General features: G+C 72.2%; 15 protein-coding genes. 12 read left to right on the forward strand and 3 right to left on the reverse strand.

Annotated elements, in window-relative coordinates:
- The first annotated feature begins 266 nt into the window (after positions 1-266).
- Complete coding sequence (locus OOK41_RS13020; RefSeq protein WP_266264877.1) at positions 267-437, forward strand: hypothetical protein; 171 nt, start codon at positions 267-269, stop codon at positions 435-437.
- 82 nt (positions 438-519) lie between these two features.
- Here OOK41_RS13020 and OOK41_RS13025 read toward each other — a convergent pair whose 3' ends face one another.
- Complete coding sequence (locus tag OOK41_RS13025) at positions 520-1,314, reverse strand: hypothetical protein (protein WP_117669654.1); 795 nt, start codon at positions 1,312-1,314, stop codon at positions 520-522.
- 183 nt (positions 1,315-1,497) lie between these two features.
- Here OOK41_RS13025 and OOK41_RS13030 point away from each other — a divergent pair, with 183 nt between their 5' ends.
- A complete protein-coding gene (locus tag OOK41_RS13030; RefSeq protein WP_117669653.1) occupies positions 1,498-2,313 on the forward strand; it encodes a DUF3097 domain-containing protein in 816 nt (271 codons plus the stop codon).
- A gap of 112 nt (positions 2,314-2,425) precedes the next feature.
- Here the strand turns inward: OOK41_RS13030 and OOK41_RS13035 are convergent, their stop codons facing one another.
- On the reverse strand, positions 2,426-3,742 hold the full coding sequence (locus OOK41_RS13035) for a serine hydrolase (RefSeq protein WP_266264880.1): 1,317 nt from the start codon (positions 3,740-3,742) through the stop codon (positions 2,426-2,428).
- A 113-nt stretch (positions 3,743-3,855) separates the two neighbouring features.
- Between OOK41_RS13035 and OOK41_RS13040 the strand changes: the two genes are divergently transcribed.
- The 10 genes from OOK41_RS13040 to OOK41_RS13085 all read left to right on the forward strand — a co-directional run bounded on the left by OOK41_RS13040 (position 3,856) and on the right by OOK41_RS13085 (position 17,495).
- Positions 3,856-4,329, forward strand: coding sequence for an NfeD family protein (locus tag OOK41_RS13040; RefSeq protein WP_117669651.1), 474 nt, complete (start codon positions 3,856-3,858; stop codon positions 4,327-4,329).
- Positions 4,330-4,334: 5 nt separating this feature from the next.
- Entirely contained in the window at positions 4,335-5,441 is a 1,107-nt protein-coding gene (locus tag OOK41_RS13045; RefSeq protein ID WP_266264883.1) for an SPFH domain-containing protein, read from the forward strand.
- A gap of 151 nt (positions 5,442-5,592) precedes the next feature.
- On the forward strand, positions 5,593-6,411 hold the full coding sequence (locus OOK41_RS13050; protein ID WP_266264885.1) for a hypothetical protein: 819 nt from the start codon (positions 5,593-5,595) through the stop codon (positions 6,409-6,411).
- Positions 6,412-6,488: 77 nt separating this feature from the next.
- Complete coding sequence (locus OOK41_RS13055) at positions 6,489-8,756, forward strand: transglycosylase domain-containing protein (RefSeq protein ID WP_266264886.1); 2,268 nt, start codon at positions 6,489-6,491, stop codon at positions 8,754-8,756.
- A 134-nt stretch (positions 8,757-8,890) separates the two neighbouring features.
- Positions 8,891-9,742, forward strand: a complete 852-nt coding sequence (locus OOK41_RS13060; protein WP_266264888.1) for an RNA methyltransferase — start codon at positions 8,891-8,893, stop codon at positions 9,740-9,742.
- A gap of 61 nt (positions 9,743-9,803) precedes the next feature.
- Entirely contained in the window at positions 9,804-11,255 is a 1,452-nt protein-coding gene (gene argG, locus OOK41_RS13065; protein WP_266264890.1) for an argininosuccinate synthase, read from the forward strand.
- An 846-nt stretch (positions 11,256-12,101) separates the two neighbouring features.
- Entirely contained in the window at positions 12,102-13,631 is a 1,530-nt protein-coding gene (locus OOK41_RS13070) for an RtcB family protein (protein ID WP_266264892.1), read from the forward strand.
- A 171-nt stretch (positions 13,632-13,802) separates the two neighbouring features.
- Complete coding sequence (locus OOK41_RS13075) at positions 13,803-14,273, forward strand: dihydrofolate reductase family protein (RefSeq protein WP_266264894.1); 471 nt, start codon at positions 13,803-13,805, stop codon at positions 14,271-14,273.
- A gap of 316 nt (positions 14,274-14,589) precedes the next feature.
- The gene (locus OOK41_RS13080; RefSeq protein WP_353962215.1) at positions 14,590-16,221 is read left to right on the forward strand and encodes an ATP-binding cassette domain-containing protein; all 1,632 of its coding nucleotides are present in this window, start codon (positions 14,590-14,592) and stop codon (positions 16,219-16,221) included.
- Positions 16,218-17,495: an MFS transporter gene (locus tag OOK41_RS13085; protein WP_266264896.1), complete on the forward strand. Its 1,278-nt coding sequence runs from the start codon at positions 16,218-16,220 to the stop codon at positions 17,493-17,495. The genes OOK41_RS13080 and OOK41_RS13085 overlap by 4 nt, the downstream gene beginning before the upstream one ends.
- Positions 17,496-17,641: 146 nt before the next feature.
- On the opposite strand, the gene helR is transcribed toward OOK41_RS13085, so the two are convergent.
- Positions 17,642-19,831, reverse strand: a complete 2,190-nt coding sequence (gene helR / locus OOK41_RS13090; protein WP_266267806.1) for an RNA polymerase recycling motor ATPase HelR — start codon at positions 19,829-19,831, stop codon at positions 17,642-17,644.
- Positions 19,832-20,122: the final 291 nt, after the last annotated feature.

A 20,122-nucleotide genomic window follows, 5' to 3' on the forward strand; every position in this document is an offset into this window, starting at 1 on the left:
CTCCGCCGGGCAGCGCCCCCCGTGAACGTGCTCGACCGGCTTTCGCTGCCAGCAGAGGAGGTGGTGGCAGCCCTGATGCGGGCAGGCGTTCGGAACAGTTCCGAACGCCTGCGAGCCTTGTTCACTCCCGCCCGAATGTCGTTGCTGCACCATCCGGTGGCCTACCCCGCGCCGGTCCGGTTGGTCGATCCGGAGGTCGGTCTCGCGGCGTTGTTGGCCCGGCAGCAGGCGGAGGCGGCCCGACGCCTGTCTCGGCGGTGCCACGGGTGGACGCGCTGCGCCGCACCGCGGCCCTGGCGTTACCGCCGGAGCAGATGCCGCCCGGTCTCCAGGTGGCCGGCTGGACGCCCCCGGTCGCGGTGGAGCTTTCCGCGCTGCTGGTCACGAGCCTGCTTGCCCTCGTGGTTGCGGCCCGGCGGTTCGCCCGGACCGGTTGACCCGCGCGCGGATCGGGCCGGTCCGTTCCGCCGCCGGGTACGGACTGGGCTCGTGGCCCCTGACCCGGCTGCGGCGGGCGGGTCAGGGGCGTAGCGGGGCGTTGCAGGCGGCGACGAGGGCCTGCCGGCAGGCGGTGGTGAGCGGCCGGAGCGCGGCGTCGCGCTGCTGGGCCTCGTGGTTGTTGATCGCGCCGCCCGGCGCGCTGTGCCCGGCCAGGGCCAGCACCCGGTCGAGCACGGCCGCGCGGGCGAACAGCCGCCGCGCCCGGGGGTCGAAGCCCGGCGGCAGGTCGGTGGTCCCGTCGGGGCGGCGCAGCGCGGCCAGCGCGCCGGCCAGCTCGGGTCGCCACTGGGCCACGTCGAGCCGGGTCAGGGCGGCGGTGGTCTCGGCGAGCGCGATGGCCAGCTCCGCCTCCGCCTCGGCGGCGCCGGGCGAGGCCAGCGAGGCGGCCGGGGCGTCGGCTGGCAGCGGGTAGCAGCGCCAGAGCACCGTCTCGAAGGTCATCCCCGAGCCGGAGGTGTGCGTGCGCACCTGCGGGATCAGCCCGAGCCCGCCGGCCACCACCGCCTCGCCGGTGACCAGCGCGGTGCCCGCGAAGTCGCCCGGACCGGGCAGCCCCCGTGGGTCGCCGGGTGCGGGCAGCACCAGCCGGATCTCGTCCGGGGAGAGCTTCGCGAGGGTGGGCAGCGCGTCCCGCAGTGGGACGTCGGTCCAGGTGCCGGGGGCGTCCGCGACGAGGTGCTCCTCGTCGCCGGCGATCTCCTCGGCGACTTCGTCGTACGGCACGAGCCCGGCGCGCCACGCGCGCACCCAGGCAACGAACCGGCTCGACCGGCGGGGCGCGAGCGTGACCGCGCCCGTTGCGGGGGAGGACATGCAAGAGAGGGTACGTGCTGCGCCCCACCCCTGTCTCGACTGCCGCTTGCCCCGCCCCGGTTAGCGTCGATCATGGACTCGTGGTGACCGGATATTCCGTTCGTGCACCTTTTCGCGGGGCACCCGACTCCATGATCGGCGCGGCTGGCGCGCCCCGGGGCGGGCGGGGGTTAGCGTGGCGGGATGGTGGGGCGGTACGGCGAGGACGTGTTGGCGGGCGACTGGCGGCGGCGGAAGGTGATCCCCGAGGTGGACGCCGAAGCCGATCTCGTGGTCGAGGACGCCGACTCCGGGTTCTGCGGCGCGGTGGTCGGCTTCGAGTCCGGCGCGGTGGTGCTGGAGGACCGGCACGGCCGGCGGCGCAACTTCCCGCTGTTGCCGGCGGCGTTCCTGCTCGACGGCCGGCCGGTCACGCTGCGCCGGCCGGCCCGCGCGCCCGTGCCGGCGGCCCGCCGGCGCACCGCGTCCGGCTCGATCGCGGTCGGCGACGTGCGGGCGCAGGTGGCCAAGGCCAGCCGGATCTGGGTCGAGGGCGTGCACGACGCGGCCCTGGTGGAGCGGATCTGGGGCGACGACCTGCGCGTCGAGGGCGTGGTGGTGGAGCCGCTGGACGGCATCGACGAACTCGCCGCGCAGGTGCGCGACTTCGCCCCCGGCCCGGGCCGGCGGCTCGGCGTGCTGGTCGACCACTTGGTGCCCGGCTCGAAGGAGAGCCGGATCGTGGCCCGGGTGAACTCCCCGCACGTGCTGGTCACCGGCCACCCCTACGTCGACGTGTGGCAGGCCGTCAGGCCGGCCGCGCTGGGCATCGCGGCGTGGCCGGTGGTGCCGCCGGGGCGGCCGTGGAAGGAGGGGGTCTGCGCGGCCCTCGGGGTGGCCGAGCCGGCCGACATGTGGCGGCACGTCCTGTCCCGGGTGGACAGCTTCGCCGACGTGGAGACCCCGCTGATCAACGCCATGGAACGGCTGATCGACTTCGTCACCGATCCGGCACCCTAACCCCACCCCACCGCCTCGCCCCGGCCGCGCAAATTCACGGAAAGCGTGGCTATTCGCCGAGGAATGACCACGCCTTCCGTGAATTTGCCGGCACCCGCCATCCCAGGGGTGGTTAGGGTTCCTCGTCGGGGGTGCGGGTGAAGACGAAGGTGGCCACGTCGAGGGCGACCGGGTGGCCCGCGTCGTCGCGGAGCACGGTGAGGATCTCGCCGTCCTCCGGACCGGAGCGGCCCCGCCAGCGGTCCGGGCCCTCCCGGGTGAACCGCATGACCGGGTTCCCGATCGGGCCGGCCCGCAGATCGCCGGCGGCGGCGTCGGCGCGGAACTCGATCTCCGTGCCCATCCACCACCAGCGGCCGGTCAGCTCGGCCAGCTCGGCCGGGGGCGCGGCGTCGGCCGGACGCCACGGCGCGACCGGGTCCGGCAGCGCGTCCAGGACGGTGGTCAGCACCTCCCGCCCGAGGCCGCCGACGTGGCCGACCCGGAGGCCGTACGAGTTGGCGAAGCCGACCACGGCGGTGCGGGTGGGGCGGTGCACGGCCAGCCCGGCGACGTACCCGGGCATCGACCCGCCGTGGCCGACGTACACCCGGTCCCCGGCCCGGTACAGCTCGACGCCGAGGCCGTGCCCGCTGGTCCACGAGTCGAGGTCGCTGATCGCCACCGGCGCGCACATCTCGGCGAGCGTCTCCGGGGCGAGAACGGCCGGGTCCGGGTCGGCCAGGAACGCCGCCCACCGGCCGAGGTCGGTGATCGTCGACCAGAGCTGCCCGGCCGGGGCCATCGCCCCGGTGTCGGTGCGCGGCTCCTCCCGCAGCGTGTCGTGCCACGGGTGCACCACGTACCCTCGGGCGAACGGCTCGGCGGCCTGGTAGGTGGTGCGGGTCATGCCCAGCGGTGCCAGGATCCGCTGCCGGAGCAGGTCGAACCAGCCCGTCCCGGTGACCGCCTCCAGCACCCCGCCGAGCAGCCCGTACGCCAGGTTGGAGTAGTGGTAGACCCGGTGCGGCGGGTAGGCGATCTTGTGTTCGCCCACGCCGGCCAGCACGGACGCCAGGTCGCCGACCTCGGCCCGCTCCCACCAGGGGCCGTCCGGTTCGCGCTGGAGGCCGCTGGCGTGGCCGAGGAGCTGGTGCAGGGTGAGCGCGCCGACCCCGGTGCCGGGCAGGTGCGCGTCGAGGGGGTCGTGCAGGGCCAGTGTCCCGGCGTCACGCTGCTGCATGACCAGCACCGCGGTCATCGTCTTGGTGATCGAGCCGAGCCGGTACTGCCGGTCGGCGTCCGGGCGGGGATGCTCCCCGGCGGCGGCGACGTGGGCCAACTCACCCTCGCGCACCACGCCGAGCACGAGCGACGGGGTACGCCCGGCGGACTGCGCCCGGGCGACCACGGCGTCGACCCCTCGGGCGGTCTCGGATGGCAGCGACACGGCTCCTCCACTGGCTCTCGGGACGCCGGCGGCGCCCTCGCGGAAACGGCTGCCGCCGAGCTTACTGATCTTGCCTGCGGGCCGCGCGTGCTCCGACGTGTCACCCTTAGGGGGTGGACGCGGTGTTCTGGGTCGTACTGGGTGTGGTGTTGGCGGTCGCCGAGATCTTCACGACGACGCTGTTCCTGATCATGTTCGCGGTCGGCGCGTTCGCCGCCGCCGGAGCCGCGGCCCTGGGCGCGCCGACCGCCGTGCAGGCGCTGGTGTTCGCCGCGGTCTCGGCGCTCAGCGTGGCGGTGGCCCGGCCGGCGATCCGCCGGCACGCCCGTTCCGCCCGGGACAGCGGCGAGCAGCCGTTCGGGGTGGAGGCGATCGAGGGGTCCACCGCCCTGGTGCTGGAGCGGGTCGACGCCGAGCAGGGCCTGGTCAAGATCGACGGAGAGCTGTGGAGCGCCCGGTCGTACGACGCGACGCAGAGCTTCGTCCCCGGCCGGCGGGTGCGGGTGATAAAGGTCCAGGGCGCGACGGCCCTGGTGTGGGATGACGACGTTTCCACCTCGGGCGAACTGCCCGAAGCGAGAGGGTGAAGGGTATGGAATTTGTGACGGTGCTGTTGGTCGCCGTGGCGTTGATCGTCGTGGTGACCCTGGTCAAGGCGGTGCGGATCGTGCCGCAGCAGCGCCAGGACGTGGTGGAACGGCTGGGCAGGTACAAGCGCACCCTGAACCCGGGTCTGAACCTGCTGGTCCCGTTCATCGACGCGGTCCGCACCAAGGTCGACATGCGGGAGCAGGTGGTCAGCTTCCCGCCGCAGCCGGTGATCACCTCGGACAACCTGGTGGTGTCGATCGACACGGTGCTCTACTTCAAGGTCGTCGACTCGGTCCGGGCCACGTACGAGATCTCGAACTTCCTCCAGGCCATCGAGCAGCTCACCGTCACCACCCTGCGTAACGTGATCGGCTCGCTGGACCTGGAGCGGGCGCTGACCAGCCGGGAGGAGATCAACCGGCACCTCTCGGGCGTGTTGGACGAGACCACCGGCCGGTGGGGCATCAAGGTCACCCGCGTGGAGATCAAGGCGATCGAGCCGCCGGCCAGCATCCGCGACTCGATGGAGAAGCAGATGCGCGCCGAGCGGGACCGCCGGGCGGCGATCCTGAACGCCGAGGGGCACAAGCAGTCGCAGATCCTCACCGCCGAGGGCGAGAAGCAGTCCGCGGTGCTGCGCGCCGACGGTGACCGGCAGGCCCGGATCCTCCAGGCCGAGGGCCAGGCGAAGGCGATCCGTACGGTCTTCGACGCGATCCACCAGGCCAACCCGAGCCAGAAGGTGCTCGCCTACCAGTACCTCCAGGCGCTGCCGCAGATCGCCAACGGCACGGCCAACAAGGTCTGGATCGTCCCGGCGGAGCTGACCAAGGCCCTGGAGGGGATGGGTGGCGCGCTGGGCGGGCTGAGCCAGATGGTCGGCGACGCGCCGTCGCCGGAGGCCGCCGACGGGGCGAGCGCGGTGGAGCGGGAGGCCGCCGAGGCCGCCCGGGCCGCGGCCGCCGCCGCCCAGCAGATCCACGACGAGGTACGCGTCGCCGAGGCGCAGGCCACCGGCGGGAAGGGCCCGCAGGGGCTGCCGGCCCCCGAGCCGGTGTCCCCGGGGAGCCTGCTGAACGACCCGGCCGACCAGCGCGAGCGGGGCTGACGGCCGCCCGGGCGAGGCCCGGGCCGGAATGCGAATAACCCTCATGCGGCGCTCCGGCACCTGACACGATCGGTCCGAAGGACGGGTGGTGACCAGGAGCCGGGGCGCCGCGGCGCGTCCCGCTCCGCCGACCAGCGCAGCGAGGTGACGCATGAAGGATCCTGCGGACAGGCTTTTCTCCAGTGCCCCGGTGCCCGGGGCGCACGACCCGGCCGGGCCGCTCGGCACCCGGCGCACCGGGGGCGGGTTCGGGGTGCTGCCGTTCGTCGGCGAGCCGACGCCCGCCCGTCCCGCGACCGACGCCACCTGGGCCTGGTCGCTGCGCCGCTTCGGCCGCGCCGCCGTGTGGCTGCTGCCGGCGTACGCGGTGCTGTACGGCGTGGTCGCGATGGCCAGCGACGGCGGGGTGGGCAACGACCCGTACCCGGCCGACGGCGGGCAGCTCTACCTGATCGGCTGGGTCGCCGCCGTCTGGCTCGGGCTGCTCGCCCTGCTGGCCCTGACCGGCCTGCTCGCCGCCACCCGAAGCCGTCGGGTGGCCGCCGCCGGGCTGCTGGTCAGCATCGCCGGCACCGTGCTCATGCTGCCCTTTGCCGGGCTGACCGAGCAGGCGCCCGTCTTCGGCACCACGGCCCGCACGCTCGTGCTGGTCGGGGCCACCTGCTACACGATCGGCTGGTTCCTCACCGGATGGGCGGTGGCCCGCTCCGGCATGTTCAGCATCGCCGACGGAACGATGCTGATGATCGCCGCCCCGCTGGTCGGCATCGGCGGCGCGCTGATCGGGTCGTTGCAGACCTTCGGGGCGATCTTCGTGCTGATCGCCGGCATCGGCATCGGGTACCGCTCCGGCCGCCTGGTACCCGCCGCGATCGCCCGGGACGCGGCCAGCGCCAGCGTCGCCACCGCCACCTCCCCGGGCGGCGGCGCGACCCCGGGGCCCGGCGGCGGGCCGCTCGCCGCCGGCTGACCCGGTCTCCCGTGGGCCGGTCGCGAGGTTCGTCCCGCAACCTGCCGCCCAGGTGGGGAAACGCCTGGCAGGACGCGGTGAATTACCTGACAATCGGCCCCGGGGCTGGCCGGATCGCGGCTTTCATGGCAATCCTTGGCTTCATGCCGCCACCCCGGTCGCCGCTGTCGCGGCTGTTCACCGTGCTGCTCGCCGGCGTGCTCGCCGGCCTGGTCCTGGCGGTCGCGGCGCTGCCGGGCAACCTGCTGCTCGGGTTCGCCGCGAAGTCGGCGATCGGGTCGTACGCCGCGCTGCCCGAGGCGCTGCGCACCCCGACCACCCCACAGCGGTCGTACCTGTACGCCAACGACGGCGAGACGCTGATCACGACGTTCTACGACGTCAACCGCACCGACGTGCCGCTGGCCGAGATCGCCCCGGTGATGCGCCAGGCCATCGTGGCGGCCGAGGACCGGCGGTTCTACTCGCACGGGGGTGCCGACCTGCGCGGCCTCGCCCGCGCCCTGGTCGCCAACGTCACCGGCGGCGGCACCGAGCAGGGCGGCTCCACGCTGACCATGCAGTACGTCCGCAACGTGCTCAAGACCGACCCGAACCGCACCGCCGAGGAGCGGCAGGCGGCCACCGAGCAGACCGTCGGGCGCAAGCTCCAGGAGATCCGGTACGCCACGGCGCTGGAGCAGCGGCTCAGCAAGGACGAGATCCTCAACCGCTACCTCAACATCGCGTACTTCGGCTCCGGCGCGTACGGCATCGCGGCGGCCAGCCAGCGCTACTTCGCCAAGTCCCCGGCCGAGCTGACCCTGCCCGAGGCGGCCCTGCTCGCCGGCCTGGTCCAGTCGCCGGACGCGTACAGCCCGATCGACGGTGACGCCGACGCGGCGCTGGCCCGGCGCGGCTACGTGCTCGACGCGATGGCCGGCACCGGCGCGGTCACCGCCGAGCAGGCCGCGGCGGCGAAGGCGGAGAAGCTGGCGCTGAGCCCCACCCGGCAGCCCAACGGCTGTACCGCCGTGGCGCAGGGGCACGACGACTGGGGCTTCTTCTGCGACTACCTGCGCCAGTGGTGGCTCACCCAGCCCGCCTTCGGCGATACCGTCCCCGAGCGCGAGCAGGCGCTGCGCCGGGGTGGCTACACCGTGGTCACCTCCCTGGACCCGAAGCTCCAGGCCACGGCGCAGCAGCAGGCCACCGCCGTGTACGGGTACGACAACAAGCGCGCGCTGCCGATCGCGGCCGTGCAGCCCGGCACCGGCCGGGTGCTGGCCATGGCGGTCAACCGGCACTACAGCCTGGACCCCAACCCGGACGGGAAGGTCAACCGCCCCAACACCGTCAACCCGCTGGTCTCCGGTGGCGGTGGCGTCGACGGGTACCAGGCCGGGTCGACGTTCAAGCTGTTCACCATGCTCGCCGCCCTGGAGTCCGGCAGGCAGCTCGCCACCGGCTTCGACGCGCCCAGCCGGCTGCCCACCCGGTACGCCGCCGAGGGCGAGGCGAGCTGCGGCGGCAAATGGTGCCCGGCGAACGCCAACCCGCAGTGGATGGACGGCTACCGCACCATGTGGGACGGCTTCGGCCGCTCGGTGAACACGTACTTCGTCTGGCTCGCCGAACAGGTCGGCCCGGCGAAGGTGGTGGAGATGGCCCAGCGCCTCGGCATCACGTTCCGGGCCGACGCCGACGCCGCCTTCGCGAAGGACAACGTGGCCAACTGGGGCTCGTTCACCCTCGGCGTGGCCGCCACCACCCCGCTCGACCTCGCGAACGCGTACGCGACCGTGGCCGCCGAGGGGACGTACTGCGCCCCGCTGCCGGTGGTCTCGGTGACCACCGCCGACGGGGACCCGGTCCCGGTCGGCGAGCCGTCCTGCCGCCAGGTGCTCGACGCCGACGTGGCCCGGGCGGCCACCGACGCGGCGCGTTGCCCGGTCGGCCAGCAGACCACGTTCGGCCAGTGCGACGGCGGCACGGCGACCTCGGTGGACCGGATCGTCGGCCGCCCGGTGGCCGGCAAGACCGGTAGCTCGGAGAAGAACGCCACCGAGACGTTCGTCGGCTTCACCCCGCAGGTCGCGGTGGCCGGCATCGCCGCCAACCCGGACGACCCGAGCGACCCGGTCGGCTCGGCCGTGCAGGCGAGGGTGATCGACGCGGTGGCCCGGACCATCCGCACCGCCGTCGTCGGCCAGCCGGTGCGCGACTTCACCCCGCCCAGCCGGGCGCTGGCCGGCGAGGTGCACCGCCCGGCGCCGCAGCCGAGCCCCCCGCAGCAGCAGCGCCGGCAGCAGGACCAGAACCTCCCGCCGGACGTGCTCCGCTGGCTCAACCGCGGCCGAGGCTGAGGCGCACCGCCCGGCCCGCCGTCAGCGCCGCCCGGCCCGTCCGGCGAGCAGTGGCGCGACCGCCCGGTCGAGCGCGGCGGCCACCTCGTCGGGGTCGCCGTCGCCGGGCACCACGACCGGCCGGCACCCTACCGGTGTGCGGTGCCGGCGGCGCGGTCCGGCAGAATCGCCGGGTGCCCGTCCACCAGATCACCGACCCCGACGACGACCGGATCGCCGACTACCGCGCCCTGACCGACGTGGAGCTGCGCACCCGGTGGGAGCCGCCGCACGGCCTGTTCATCGCCGAGGGGGAGCTGGTGCTGCGCCGGGCGCTGCGGGCCGGGTACCCCGCCCGGTCGTTCCTGGTCGACGCCAAGCGGGCCGACCAGCTCGCCGACCTCGACACCGGCGACGCCCCGGTGTACGCGGCCACCCCGGACGTGCTGGAGCGGGCCACCGGCTTCCACGTGCACCGGGGGGTGCTCGCCTCGTTCCGGCGCAAGCCGCTGCCAGCCGCCGCCGGGGTGCTCGCCGCCGCCCGGCGGGTGGTGATCCTGGAGGACGTCAACAACCACACCAACCTCGGCGCGGTTTTCCGGGGGGCCGCCGCGCTCGGCATCGACGCGGTGCTGCTGTCGCCGTCCTGCGCCGACCCGCTCTACCGGCGCAGCGTGCGGGTCAGCATGGGGGAGGTCTTCGCGGTTCCGTACGCCAAGCTCGATCGCTGGCCTGCGGGTTTGGACCAGGTGCGGGAAGCGGGCTTCACCGTGCTTGCCATGACGCCGGCTCCGGACGCCGTACCGATCCAGCGGTTGACTCCGGCGCAGCGCGAGCGGGCAGCGCTGCTGCTGGGAGCCGAGGGTCCCGGCCTCACCGCGGCGGCCCAGTCCGCCAGCGACGTACGGGTGGTCATCCCGATGCGGCGCGGAGTGGACTCGTTGAACGTCGCCGCCGCCGCGGCGGTGGCGTTCTGGGAACTGGGTCGCGACGACCCACCGGGCTGACGCCGGTCCAGCCGAGCACTTCGGTTTGCATGATGATGCGGCCTAGTGCATAATTTTCCTCGTGTCCAAGGTTCTCACCTCCCTGCCCACCGGCGAGCGTGTCGGCATCGCCTTCTCCGGCGGCCTCGACACCTCGGTCGCGGTCGCCTGGATGCGCGACAAGGGCGCCGTTCCCTGCGCCTACACCGCTGACATCGGCCAATACGACGAGCCCGACATCGTCTCGGTGCCCGGTCGCGCGCTCAGCTACGGCGCCGAGGTCGCCCGCCTGGTCGACTGCCGCGCCGCCCTGGTCGAGGAGGGCCTGGCAGCGTTGACCTGCGGGGCCTTCCACATCCGCTCGGGCGGGCGGGCGTACTTCAACACCACCCCGCTGGGCCGGGCCGTGACGGGGACCCTGCTGGTGCGGGCGATGATCTCGGACGACGTCCAGATCTGGGGCGACGGCTCGACCTTCAAGGGCAACGACATCGAGCGGTTCTACCGGTACGGCCTGCTGGCCAACCCGCAGCTACGCATCTACAAGCCGTGGCTCGACACCGACTTCGTCACCGAACTGGGCGGGCGTAAGGAGATGTCGGAGTGGCTGCTCGAACGCGGCCTGCCGTACCGGGACAGCACCGAGAAGGCGTACTCCACCGACGCCAACATCTGGGGCGCCACGCACGAGGCGAAGACCCTGGAGCACCTCGACACCGGCATCGAGACGGTCAACCCGATCATGGGAGTCCGGTTCTGGGACCCGTCGGTGGAGATCCCGACCGAGGATGTCACGATCGGCTTCGACCAGGGTCGTCCGGTGACGATCAACGGTAAGGAGTTCGGCAGCCCCGTCGATCTGGTGCTGGAGGCCAACGCCATCGGCGGCCGGCACGGCCTGGGCATGTCGGACCAGATCGAGAACCGGATCATCGAGGCCAAGAGCCGGGGCATCTACGAGGCGCCCGGCATGGCGCTGCTGCACGCCGCGTACGAACGGCTGGTCAACGCCATCCACAACGAGGACACCCTGGCGAACTACCACAACGAGGGCCGCCGCCTCGGTCGGCTGATGTACGAGGGGCGCTGGCTGGACCCGCAGGCGCTGATGCTGCGCGAGTCGTTGCAGCGCTGGGTCGGCACGGCGGTCACCGGCGAGGTGACGTTGCGGCTGCGCCGGGGCGAGGACTACTCGATCCTGGACACTACCGGCCCGGCGTTCAGCTACCACCCGGACAAGCTGTCGATGGAGCGTACCGAGGACTCGGCGTTCGGCCCGTCGGACCGGATCGGCCAGCTCACCATGCGCAACCTGGACATCGCCGACTCGCGGGCGAAGCTGGAGCAGTACGCCACCCTTGGCATGGTCGGCGGCCCGACCCCTGCGCGGATGGTCGGCGCTGCACAGGCAGCGTCGACCGGGCTGATCGGTGCGATGCCACAGGGCGGCGCGGAAGCCATCGCCTCCCGGGGCGTCTCCTCCGCCGACGACGAGGCACTCGACCGCGCCGCGATGGAGCTCGGCGTCGACTGAGCGACGCCTCGGGAAGGGATCAGTAGAGCCTGCCACGACATCCCACGTTCGTGCGGGACACGTCGGATCGTCTCGATGCTGACCGCCGTGACGTGACCGAACTCGACGAGAACAGCGCCACGATCGCCCGCCGCAGCGCTTTGCCGGATCCTTCTACTCACCGGCTACCGCCCCCACAGCCCTATGCGTGGGGAGACAGTCTGCCCGACACGTTCTCGGCACCCGCAGTGGTGGCGAATTTCGGGCGGGAGTGCTTCGGTCAGGGAGTCTGGGGTTCCTGGACGTGGGCGCTGCTGTACAGCAGGTGTGTCTTCCGGCGCCTATGGAGCTGAGTCGAATACGACATCGGCCACGCCCGCCGCCATCGGCGACCGCCAGCCACGACCCGACGGGGTGGTGGTAACCGCGAACGGTGGTGGCCCGACCGACGGTGATGACGTGAACGACTCAGCTCCATAGGCGCCGCCCCCCCACGTCGTCGGCAGCCGCCCACAGTTCCGCCTGGGCCACCGTTCCCCGCCGACCGGAAACCGCACCCACGACAACGCAAGGCCTTGCCCCGCGTCACCCTCCAGCCAGGCCACATTTCTCCGCCTGGAAGTCAGGCTCCTCGATCAGCACTCCGCCCTGGGCGTGCGGACGAAACGGCCGACGAGCGCCGCGGTGCCAGCGCTGACAAAGGGTTCGCGGGTCGCGGCCGCTGCCGCCTATGCTGATCACGCCCTCGCGGCTGCTGAACCGTCAGGCACACAACCAGATACCTTCCGGCTCGACTCGGATCCACGCGACCACGATCGCGTGGCGGTGTCCCGTCCCCTTTTTCGGCAGCATGTGAAAGGTTTCCCCATGCCCGTTGCGCAGCGGCCAGACCCCCGTCTAGTCCGCACCGACGACTCCTGGCTCACCCTGCCCAACCCCGCGAACGTACCGGTGGAGATCTGCGCCGGTCCCGAGGTGCCGCTGGAATCCGCAGCGATCGACGAACTGCTCACCGTGCTGGACACCGCCAGTACGTTGCGGGCGTTGGCCAAGGCCACGCCCGGCCTCGATGTGGAACCCCGCATCGACCGGGTGGTGTGCACCCCGGACTTCCACAAGGGCACCGGTATCCCGATCGGCACCGTGCTGCACACGGTCGGCGCGCTCATCCCGCAGGCGGTCGGCAACGACATCAACTGCGGGATGCGGGTCGAGGTCACCGAGGTCACCGTCGACCGGCTGCGCCCACACCTGGACACACTCGAGCGGCGGCTGCGTCACCTGTTCTTCGAAGGCGGGCGCCGCATCGGCCTGACCGCGACGCAACGCGAAGGATTGCTCCGCGACGGGCTGCCTGGGTTGCTCGACAGTGGTGTCCCGACCGATGCCGACGGCGCGTGGCGGCAGGTCCGGCCGGATGACACGACCGACCTCAGCGGACGGCTCCACGCGACAGGCTTCCCGGTCACGTCCGCGTCCGGGTTCCGTGACTGGATCAGCAGCGGTGGCGGGACGAGCTACGACAGCGTGATCGGCAGTGTCGGCGGCGGCAATCACTTCGCCGAAGTGCAGTACGTGTCGGCCATCCATGACGGTGCAGCCGCGCACGCCTGGGGCCTGGTACCCGGCCGGGTGGTGCTGATGGTGCACAGCGGCTCGCTGTCGCTGGGGCACCAGGCCAACGCCACCGGCCAGGACCAGGCCCGTGCAGCCTGGCCGCGCGGTGTACCGATGCCGAACAACCGGATCCTGCCGTTGCTGCTCGACGAACCGAGCGCGTCGCGGCGGGAACGGTACCTGACCGCGTTCGCCAACGCGGCCAACTTCGCCATCGGCAATCGGTTCTTCCTGGCGTTGATGCTGCGCGCCGGCCTTGCCGATTTGGTCGGCGAGACCGGTGCTCGGCTGATCTACGACGCGCCGCATAACCTGCTCTGGCCCGGCGACGACGGCACCGTCTTGCACCGCAAGGGTGCCACCCCGGCGGGAGGAATCATCGGCCATGCGCACCGGGGCCCCGAGCTGTGGGGCGAGCCGGTCATCGTGCCCGGCTCCATGGGCGCACCCAGCTACCTGCTCCGCGGGCTCGGCGAACCCCGCGCACTGAGTAGCGCCTGCCACGGCGCTGGCCGTCGGGTTCCCCGCGGCGCGGCGGCCCGTGGCAGCGACGCCGAACTGGACGCCTTCCTCCGGGAGTTCCGGGTCGTCACCCCGCTCAACCACCGCGACCCGGCCGTGGCCGCCCGCCGGGACATCATCGATGCCTGGCGCCGTGACCTCAAACAGGAAGCGCCGTGGGCGTACAAGGACGTCGGCCCGGTCGTCAACAGCCTCCATCGAGCGGACGTCGCCCGGCCCGTCGCCGAACTCCAGCCCATCCTGACGGTGAAGGGCTGACCGTGCCGTACCGGCGACCCGGCCGGGGTCGGCCGGACAGCCCCACCGTGCGGACGGCCGCCGCACCGGAGCGCTGACATTGGCGGTAGTCCTGCCCGGGCCTGTTCGCCTCCACCTCGCCCGAGGTGGAGGGGAACAGGCCCTCATCGTGCGATTCCCGCGGACGAAGACTTGCATCGTCACCACGTCGGGAACCTCGACCAGGCCGATGCGCTTCTCTTTGGCCGGGTGACTTACAAAATGATGGAATCAGCGTGGCGGCCGTCAGCCCCGACGGGAGCGAGACCTGATTGGACGGAACCCTTCGCCCGGACGATCAACGCGGCAAAGAAGTACGTCGTGTCGAGCACCCTGGAGCGGGTCGATTGGAACGCGGAACTCGTGCGCGGGGATCTGGGCAAGGCCGTTCAAAAGCTCAAGCGGGAGTCGGGCAAGGGACTGTTCGTGGGAGGCGTGAAGCTCCCGCTGGCGTTGACGGAGCTGGGATTGATCGATGAGTACGAGTTCGTGGTGCAGCCCAGGCTCGCGGGCCACGGGCCGACGTTGTTCGCGGGGCTATCGAAACATGCCGACTTGAAGCTCGTGAGCCGGCTGGAGTTCGGCTCGGGGGCGGTGGCGATGCGGTACGAGCCGAGAAGGTAGCCATCGGGCTGGCCAGCCCGAGCCGGCCGCATCATGGAACCCTGGCTCGCGGCTCTTGAGCACCCGGCTCGTCGGATATGGTTCTCGGCATGTACTCAGGTATCGGCATGATGAAGCCCTGGTCCCTCCGCTGACGGCGGCAGGGTTGACCGACTTCCTCTGATGTAGCTCTGCTCCGCCGTCCTGGCGTTCCCGCCGGGCGGTCTCCTTGTGCTGCCCGGCTCCATGACGAGCCGAAGAGCGCAGAGTGAAAAATCTTGAACAAGCGTCATCGCAGAACCTGACTGCGGGGCCTGACCTCACCTGGAACGGCCGGCTGCCGGCCGGGGACCGGGCACATGTCCGGGCTGACGGCGTACGCGTCGTGCTGGGCGGACGGGTGGTGCTGTCCGATGTCAGCGTGACCGTCTCCGCCGGCGCACGCCTGGCCTTCGTCGGCGAGAACGGCCGCGGCAAGACGACGTTGCTCCACGTGCTGGCCGGCATACTCCCGCCCGACCAGGGCACGGTGGAACGGATCGGCACGATCGGCGTTGCCCGGCAGGTCCTGGAAGCGCGCGGCGGCGAGACGGTGGGCACCCTCCTCGCGGGTGCGACCCAGGAGTCCCGGCGCGCCCTGCGGGCGCTCGACGACGCCGCGACCGCGATGACCGAGGGCAGGCAGGGCGCGGACACCGCGTACTCCACCGCGCTCGACGCGGCGACCCGGCTGGACGCCTGGGATGCCGAGCGCCGGGTCGACATGGCGTTGGCCGGACTCGATGCCTGTGCCGACCGGGGGCGTGCGCTGTCGACGTTGTCGGTCGGTCAGCGCTACCGGGTCCGCCTGGCGTGCCTCCTGGGGGCGCGCTACGACCTGCTGATGCTGGACGAGCCGACCAATCATCTCGACGCCGACGGCCTGGCGTTCCTCACCGCACGGCTGCGTGAGCACCCGGGCGGGGTGGTGCTCGTGACCCACGACCGTGCCCTGCTCAGGGACGTGGCCGCGGAGTTCCTGGACCTCGACCCGAGTGCGGACGGACGACCGCGCCTGTTCGCCGGCGGGTACGCCGGCTGGCAGGACGGGCGTCTGCGTGACCGCGGGCGCTGGGTCCGGGACTACGAGGCGCAACAGGCCGAACAACAGCGGCTGGCCGGCGCGGTGCACGAGGCACAGGGCCGACTCAGCACTGGTTGGCGCCCGGAGAAGGGACACGGCAAACACCAGCGCCAGTCCCGCGCCCCTGGTCTCGTCCAGGCGCTCCGCCGCCGGCAGGAGGCGCTCGACGCGCACCGGATAACCGTGCCGGAGCCGCCACTGCCACTGCGCTGGCCAGACGTCGGCACCCGTCCCGGACTGCCCATCCTGCGCTGCCATGACGTCACCGTGACCGGGCGTCTCCACCGACCCGTCACGTACACCCTCGATGGCGGGGACCGCCTGCTGGTGACCGGCCCGAACGGGGCGGGCAAGTCGACGCTGCTCGCGGTGCTGGCGGAAGACCTCGAACCGTCGATGGGGGAGGTCCGGCACCTCTCCCGGGCACGCGTGGCCTATCTCGGGCAGGAAGTCCCGGACTGGCCGGCGACCGTGCTCGCCCACGAGTTGTACGACCAGCACGTCGGCCGGCTCCGGTCCGCGGGACAGCTCGGCGACCGGGACGTCCTGCCCCTGACCGCGACCAACCTGCTCGACAGGGAGGCCCTTCGTACCCCCGTCGGGCGAATGTCCCAGGGGCAGCAACGCAGGCTGGCCCTCGCGCTGCGGCTGGCCGAGCTGCCTGACCTGCTGATCCTCGACGAACCCACCAACCACCTGTCGGCGCCCCTGGTCGACGAGCTGACCGTCGCCCTGCTCAGGACGCCAGCGGCGGTCGTCGTCGCCACCCACGACCGTCAGCTGCTCACCGACCTCGCGGCATGGCCCACCCTGCCGCTCTCCGCCGACGGCAAGGACCTGTCATGACCACCACGCGCCCTCGCGTCTCCGTCCTCGCCCCGCTGCGACACCGCAACTACCGGCTCCTGTTCGCGGCCATGGTGCTCGAACTGTTCGCCAGCGGGGCCTGGAGCATCTACCTCGTCCTGGAAGCACTGGCTCTCGACGCCACCGCCTCCGCACTGTCCTCGGTGGTGACCTGGACCGGCATCGGGCTCCTCGCCATGTCCCTCGTCGGCGGTGTCGTCGCGGACCGCATGCCCAAGAAGCTGATCCTGGTCGGCGTGCTGACCGTCAACCTGGCGACAGCCCTCGTGATCGCGATCCTCTCGTTCACCGGGAACGTCCACCTGTGGCAGCTCAGCGTCTCCGCCTTCGTCATGGGCGCGACGGCCGCCTTCCTCTTCCCCGCCTACACCGCCCTGGTGCCCCACGTCGTGCCTACCGGGGACCTGATGGCCGTCAACGGACTGGAGGGCGCCACCCGGCCCACCGTCCAGCAGGCACTGGCCCCCGCTGCCGTCGGCGCCGTCATCGGCGCCGTCGTCCCCGGCGCCGGTGCCGCCCTCATCGCCGCCGCGTGCGGCCTCGCCCTGCTGTGCTCGCTCGCCCTCCCCACCGACGCCGTCACCCGCGGCGCGGGACGCGCACATCCTCTCCACGACTTCGTCAGCGGGTTCCGCTACGCCGTCCGCACCCCGTGGATCCTCGCCAGCGTCGCCTTCGCGTCTGTCATGGGACTCGTCGTCAGCGGACCTGTCCAGGTGATTCTCCCGACCACCCTCCGCAATCAGCACGCCGACGGCGCTTCCGCCTACGGACTCCTCGTCGCCGCGCTGGGCGTCGGTGGCCTCGTGGGCCCCCTCGTCGCCGGCTCGATCACCATGCCACGCCGCTACCTCACCACGATGATCGGAAGTTGGGCACTCGGCTGCCTTCCGATCCTCGCACTGGCCGTCACGGGCTCGCTCTGGGCCATCGGTGCCGCCCTGTTCGTCAACGGAGCACTCACCGGCGTCGGTATGGTCATCTGGGGGACGCTGCTCCAGCAACGCGTCCCCCTCGACTTGATCGGCCGGATCGCGAGCCTGGACTTCCTCATCTCCATCGCCTTCATGCCCCTGTCGATCGCCCTCGTCGGTGTCCTGTCCGAGCACCTGTCGGCCGGCGTTCTGTTCTCCGTCGCTGGGCTTGCGCCCCTCGCGCTGGCAGCCGTCGCCATCGTCGCCGCCGGCCTGCATCGGGACGAGATCGCCCACCCGCTCGGCGACTCGACGCCGGAACACCAACCCGCACACTGAGAGCCGCGGGGTTGCGGGGCGGCCTGCCCCGCAACCCCACGCTCGCCGGGCAGGCACGTGCCCATCGCCGTGCCCCGAACGCGGCCGTCGTCGCCGACCGGCCGTACGCGTCCGCCGGTCGCCCTCCCGGTACGGGCATCCCGGCGTCAGCAGCTCGTGAGGACGACGAGTTGCTGGGTCGCCCGGGTCATCGCGACATAGCGGTCGACCGCTCCTTCGATGCCGTCGCCGAACGTCGCGGGGTCGACGAGGACGACCAGGTCGAATTCGAGCCCCTTCGACAGTTCCGGGGTCAGCGACCGGACCCGGGACGTCGCCCGGAACGTGGGAGCGCCGATGACGCAGGCGATCCCGTCGGCATGCGCGGCGAGCCAGGCGTCCAGGACCGACCCCAGATTCGCGACCGATCCGTGTACGACGGGGACGCCGCCGCTGCGGATGGAGGTCGGCACGTTGGCGTCCGGCAGCGCGGCCCGGATCACCGGCTCGGCTTCCGCCATGACCTCCTCCGGCGTCCGGTAGTTGACGCTCAGGGAGGCCAGGTTGATCCGGGCGAGCCCGATCCGTTCGAGCCGTTCCTGCCACGACTCCGTGAACCCGTGCCTGGCCTGGGCGCGGTCCCCGACGATGGTGAAGCTCCGGGACGGGCAGCGGAGCAGCAGCATCTGCCACTCGGCGTCGGTCAGTTCCTGAGCCTCGTCCACGACGATGTGCGCGAACGGGCCGGCGAGCAGGTCCGGATCGGTGCCGGGCAGCGCGGCCTCGTCGACAAGGGCATCCTGGAGATCCAGTTGGCGCAGGCTCGACAGCACACCTTCACCGTCGTCATAGGCGTGGGCCTCGATCAGCTCGTCGACGACCGTGGCCATCCGCGCGCGTTCGGTGGCGATAGCGGCATCATGTCGACGCTTACGCCCTGACGCCTCCGGATCGCCGAGCCGCTGCCGTGCCGCGTCCAGGAGCGGCAGGTCGGACACCGTCCATGCCCGGGCGTCGCCGCGCTGTAGCTTGCGGACCTCGTCGGGGCTGAGCCAGGGAGCGCACCTGCGCAGGTAGGCGGGCACCGACCACAGGTCCCCGACAAGGTCGGCCGGGTCGAGCAGCGGCCAGGCGCGGTTGAAGGCCGTGCGCAGCTCCCTGTTTCGCAGCAGCGACCTGCGGACCAGGTCATCCGGCTCGTCGCCGTCGTACTTGTCTGTCAGGATCGTGAGCAGTTCCTCCCAGACCTCGTCGCGCGCCTCGTTGTGCGGGGCACCGGGCCCCGGCGCCCCGAACGCCTCGGCCCAGTCATCGGCGCTCAGCCAGATGTCGGACGCGTCGGTCGTGACCGTCATCGGTTCGGCCGGCGGCTCCTCGTAGAACCTGACGGCCGCCTCGATCGCCTCCACCAGGCCCGCGGACGACTTCAGGAGGGCCACGGTCGGGTCGGTCTCGACGGTTGCCGCAGCTCCCTCGGCGACGAGGTCCCGCAGGGTGCAGGTCTGCACCTCCTCCTCTCCGAGGCTGGGCAGGACGTCGGCTACGTAGGCCAGGTAGGGCTGGTGCGGACCGACGAACAGCACGCCGCCCTGGCGTTGACCGAGGCGAGGATCGGAGTAGAGGAGGTAGGCGGTGCGGTGCAGGGCGACGACGGTCTTCCCCGTACCCGGGCCACCGTCCACGACGAGAGCGCCGCGGGATCCCGCGCGGATGATGGCATCCTGGTCGGCCTGGATCGTGCCTAGCACGTCCCGCATCCGGGCCGACCGGCTGCCGCCCAGGCTGGCGATGAAGGCGGACTGGTCGTCGAGCGCGGCGTGCCCCTCAAGCCCGTCCGAGGCGAACACCTCATCCCAGTAGTCGCTGATCCGCCCGAGGGTCCAGCGATACCTGCGGCGACTCGCCAGACCCATCGGATTGGCATGGGTCGCTCCGAAGAACGGCTCAGCCGCAGGAGAGCGCCAGTCGAGCAACAACCGACGACCCGCGCTGTCGGTGAGGCCACGTCGCCCGACGTACACGGGCTCGGGGTTGTCCGCGCTGACCATGCGACCGAGGCACAGGTCCACACCGAAGCGACCCAGCGTGCGGAGGCGAGCCGTCAGCCGGCGGACCTCCGTGTCCCGGTCCACCGCCTGCCGGCCTTTGCCGCCGGGTGCCCTGCGCGCGGCGTCGAGGCGGTCGGACAGGTCGGCGGACAACCGTTCGAGGCTCTCCGCGATGGCCGCGAAATGGTGCTCGTCGCGCGCGATCAGCGTCGGGTCGGCCTTGGGGGAGAGGCGGTCAGGAATGTCGAACACGCTGGTAGTCGGGGAGTTCACGTCATCCGCTCCGATCTGGGGTCGCTCGCAACCCATTGCGCGCCGGTTCTCTTGTTCCGGGTCCTGGCCCGACGATTCCGCGTGGTTCACGCGGTCACCGGCGGCCTTTCTCGGCCGACCGCCACGCCGACGCCGGCCAGCCGTTTTGTGAACTCCCCGCCGGGCGGCGCGCACACCAGCACCTCCGCGCCGGCTGCCCGCAACCGCACCGCGAGTCCCGCCAGCGGTTCGACCCACCCGCGCGAGTCATACGTCGACAACAACACTCGCATTTCGCGGCTCCCATTTCCCCAGTTCCTGGCCTCGGCCAGCGATTCTGCGGCACGC

The sequence above is a fragment of the Micromonospora sp. NBC_01655 genome (assembly GCF_026339755.1).
GTDB lineage: Bacteria > Actinomycetota > Actinomycetes > Mycobacteriales > Micromonosporaceae > Micromonospora.

What these genes read in the sequence shown, in the direction of transcription:
- OOK41_RS13025 (WP_117669654.1), bottom strand. Translation starts at nt 1,314, where the DNA reads ATGTCCTCCCCCGCAACGGGCGCGGTCACGCTCGCGCCCCGCCGGTCG.
- OOK41_RS13030 (WP_117669653.1), top strand. Translation starts at nt 1,498, where the DNA reads ATGGTGGGGCGGTACGGCGAGGACGTGTTGGCGGGCGACTGGCGGCGG.
- OOK41_RS13045 (WP_266264883.1), top strand. Translation starts at nt 4,335, where the DNA reads ATGGAATTTGTGACGGTGCTGTTGGTCGCCGTGGCGTTGATCGTCGTG.
- OOK41_RS13050 (WP_266264885.1), top strand. Translation starts at nt 5,593, where the DNA reads ATGAAGGATCCTGCGGACAGGCTTTTCTCCAGTGCCCCGGTGCCCGGG.
- OOK41_RS13070 (WP_266264892.1), top strand. Translation starts at nt 12,102, where the DNA reads ATGCCCGTTGCGCAGCGGCCAGACCCCCGTCTAGTCCGCACCGACGAC.
- OOK41_RS13085 (WP_266264896.1), top strand. Translation starts at nt 16,218, where the DNA reads ATGACCACCACGCGCCCTCGCGTCTCCGTCCTCGCCCCGCTGCGACAC.
- helR (WP_266267806.1), bottom strand. Translation starts at nt 19,831, where the DNA reads ATGGGTTGCGAGCGACCCCAGATCGGAGCGGATGACGTGAACTCCCCG.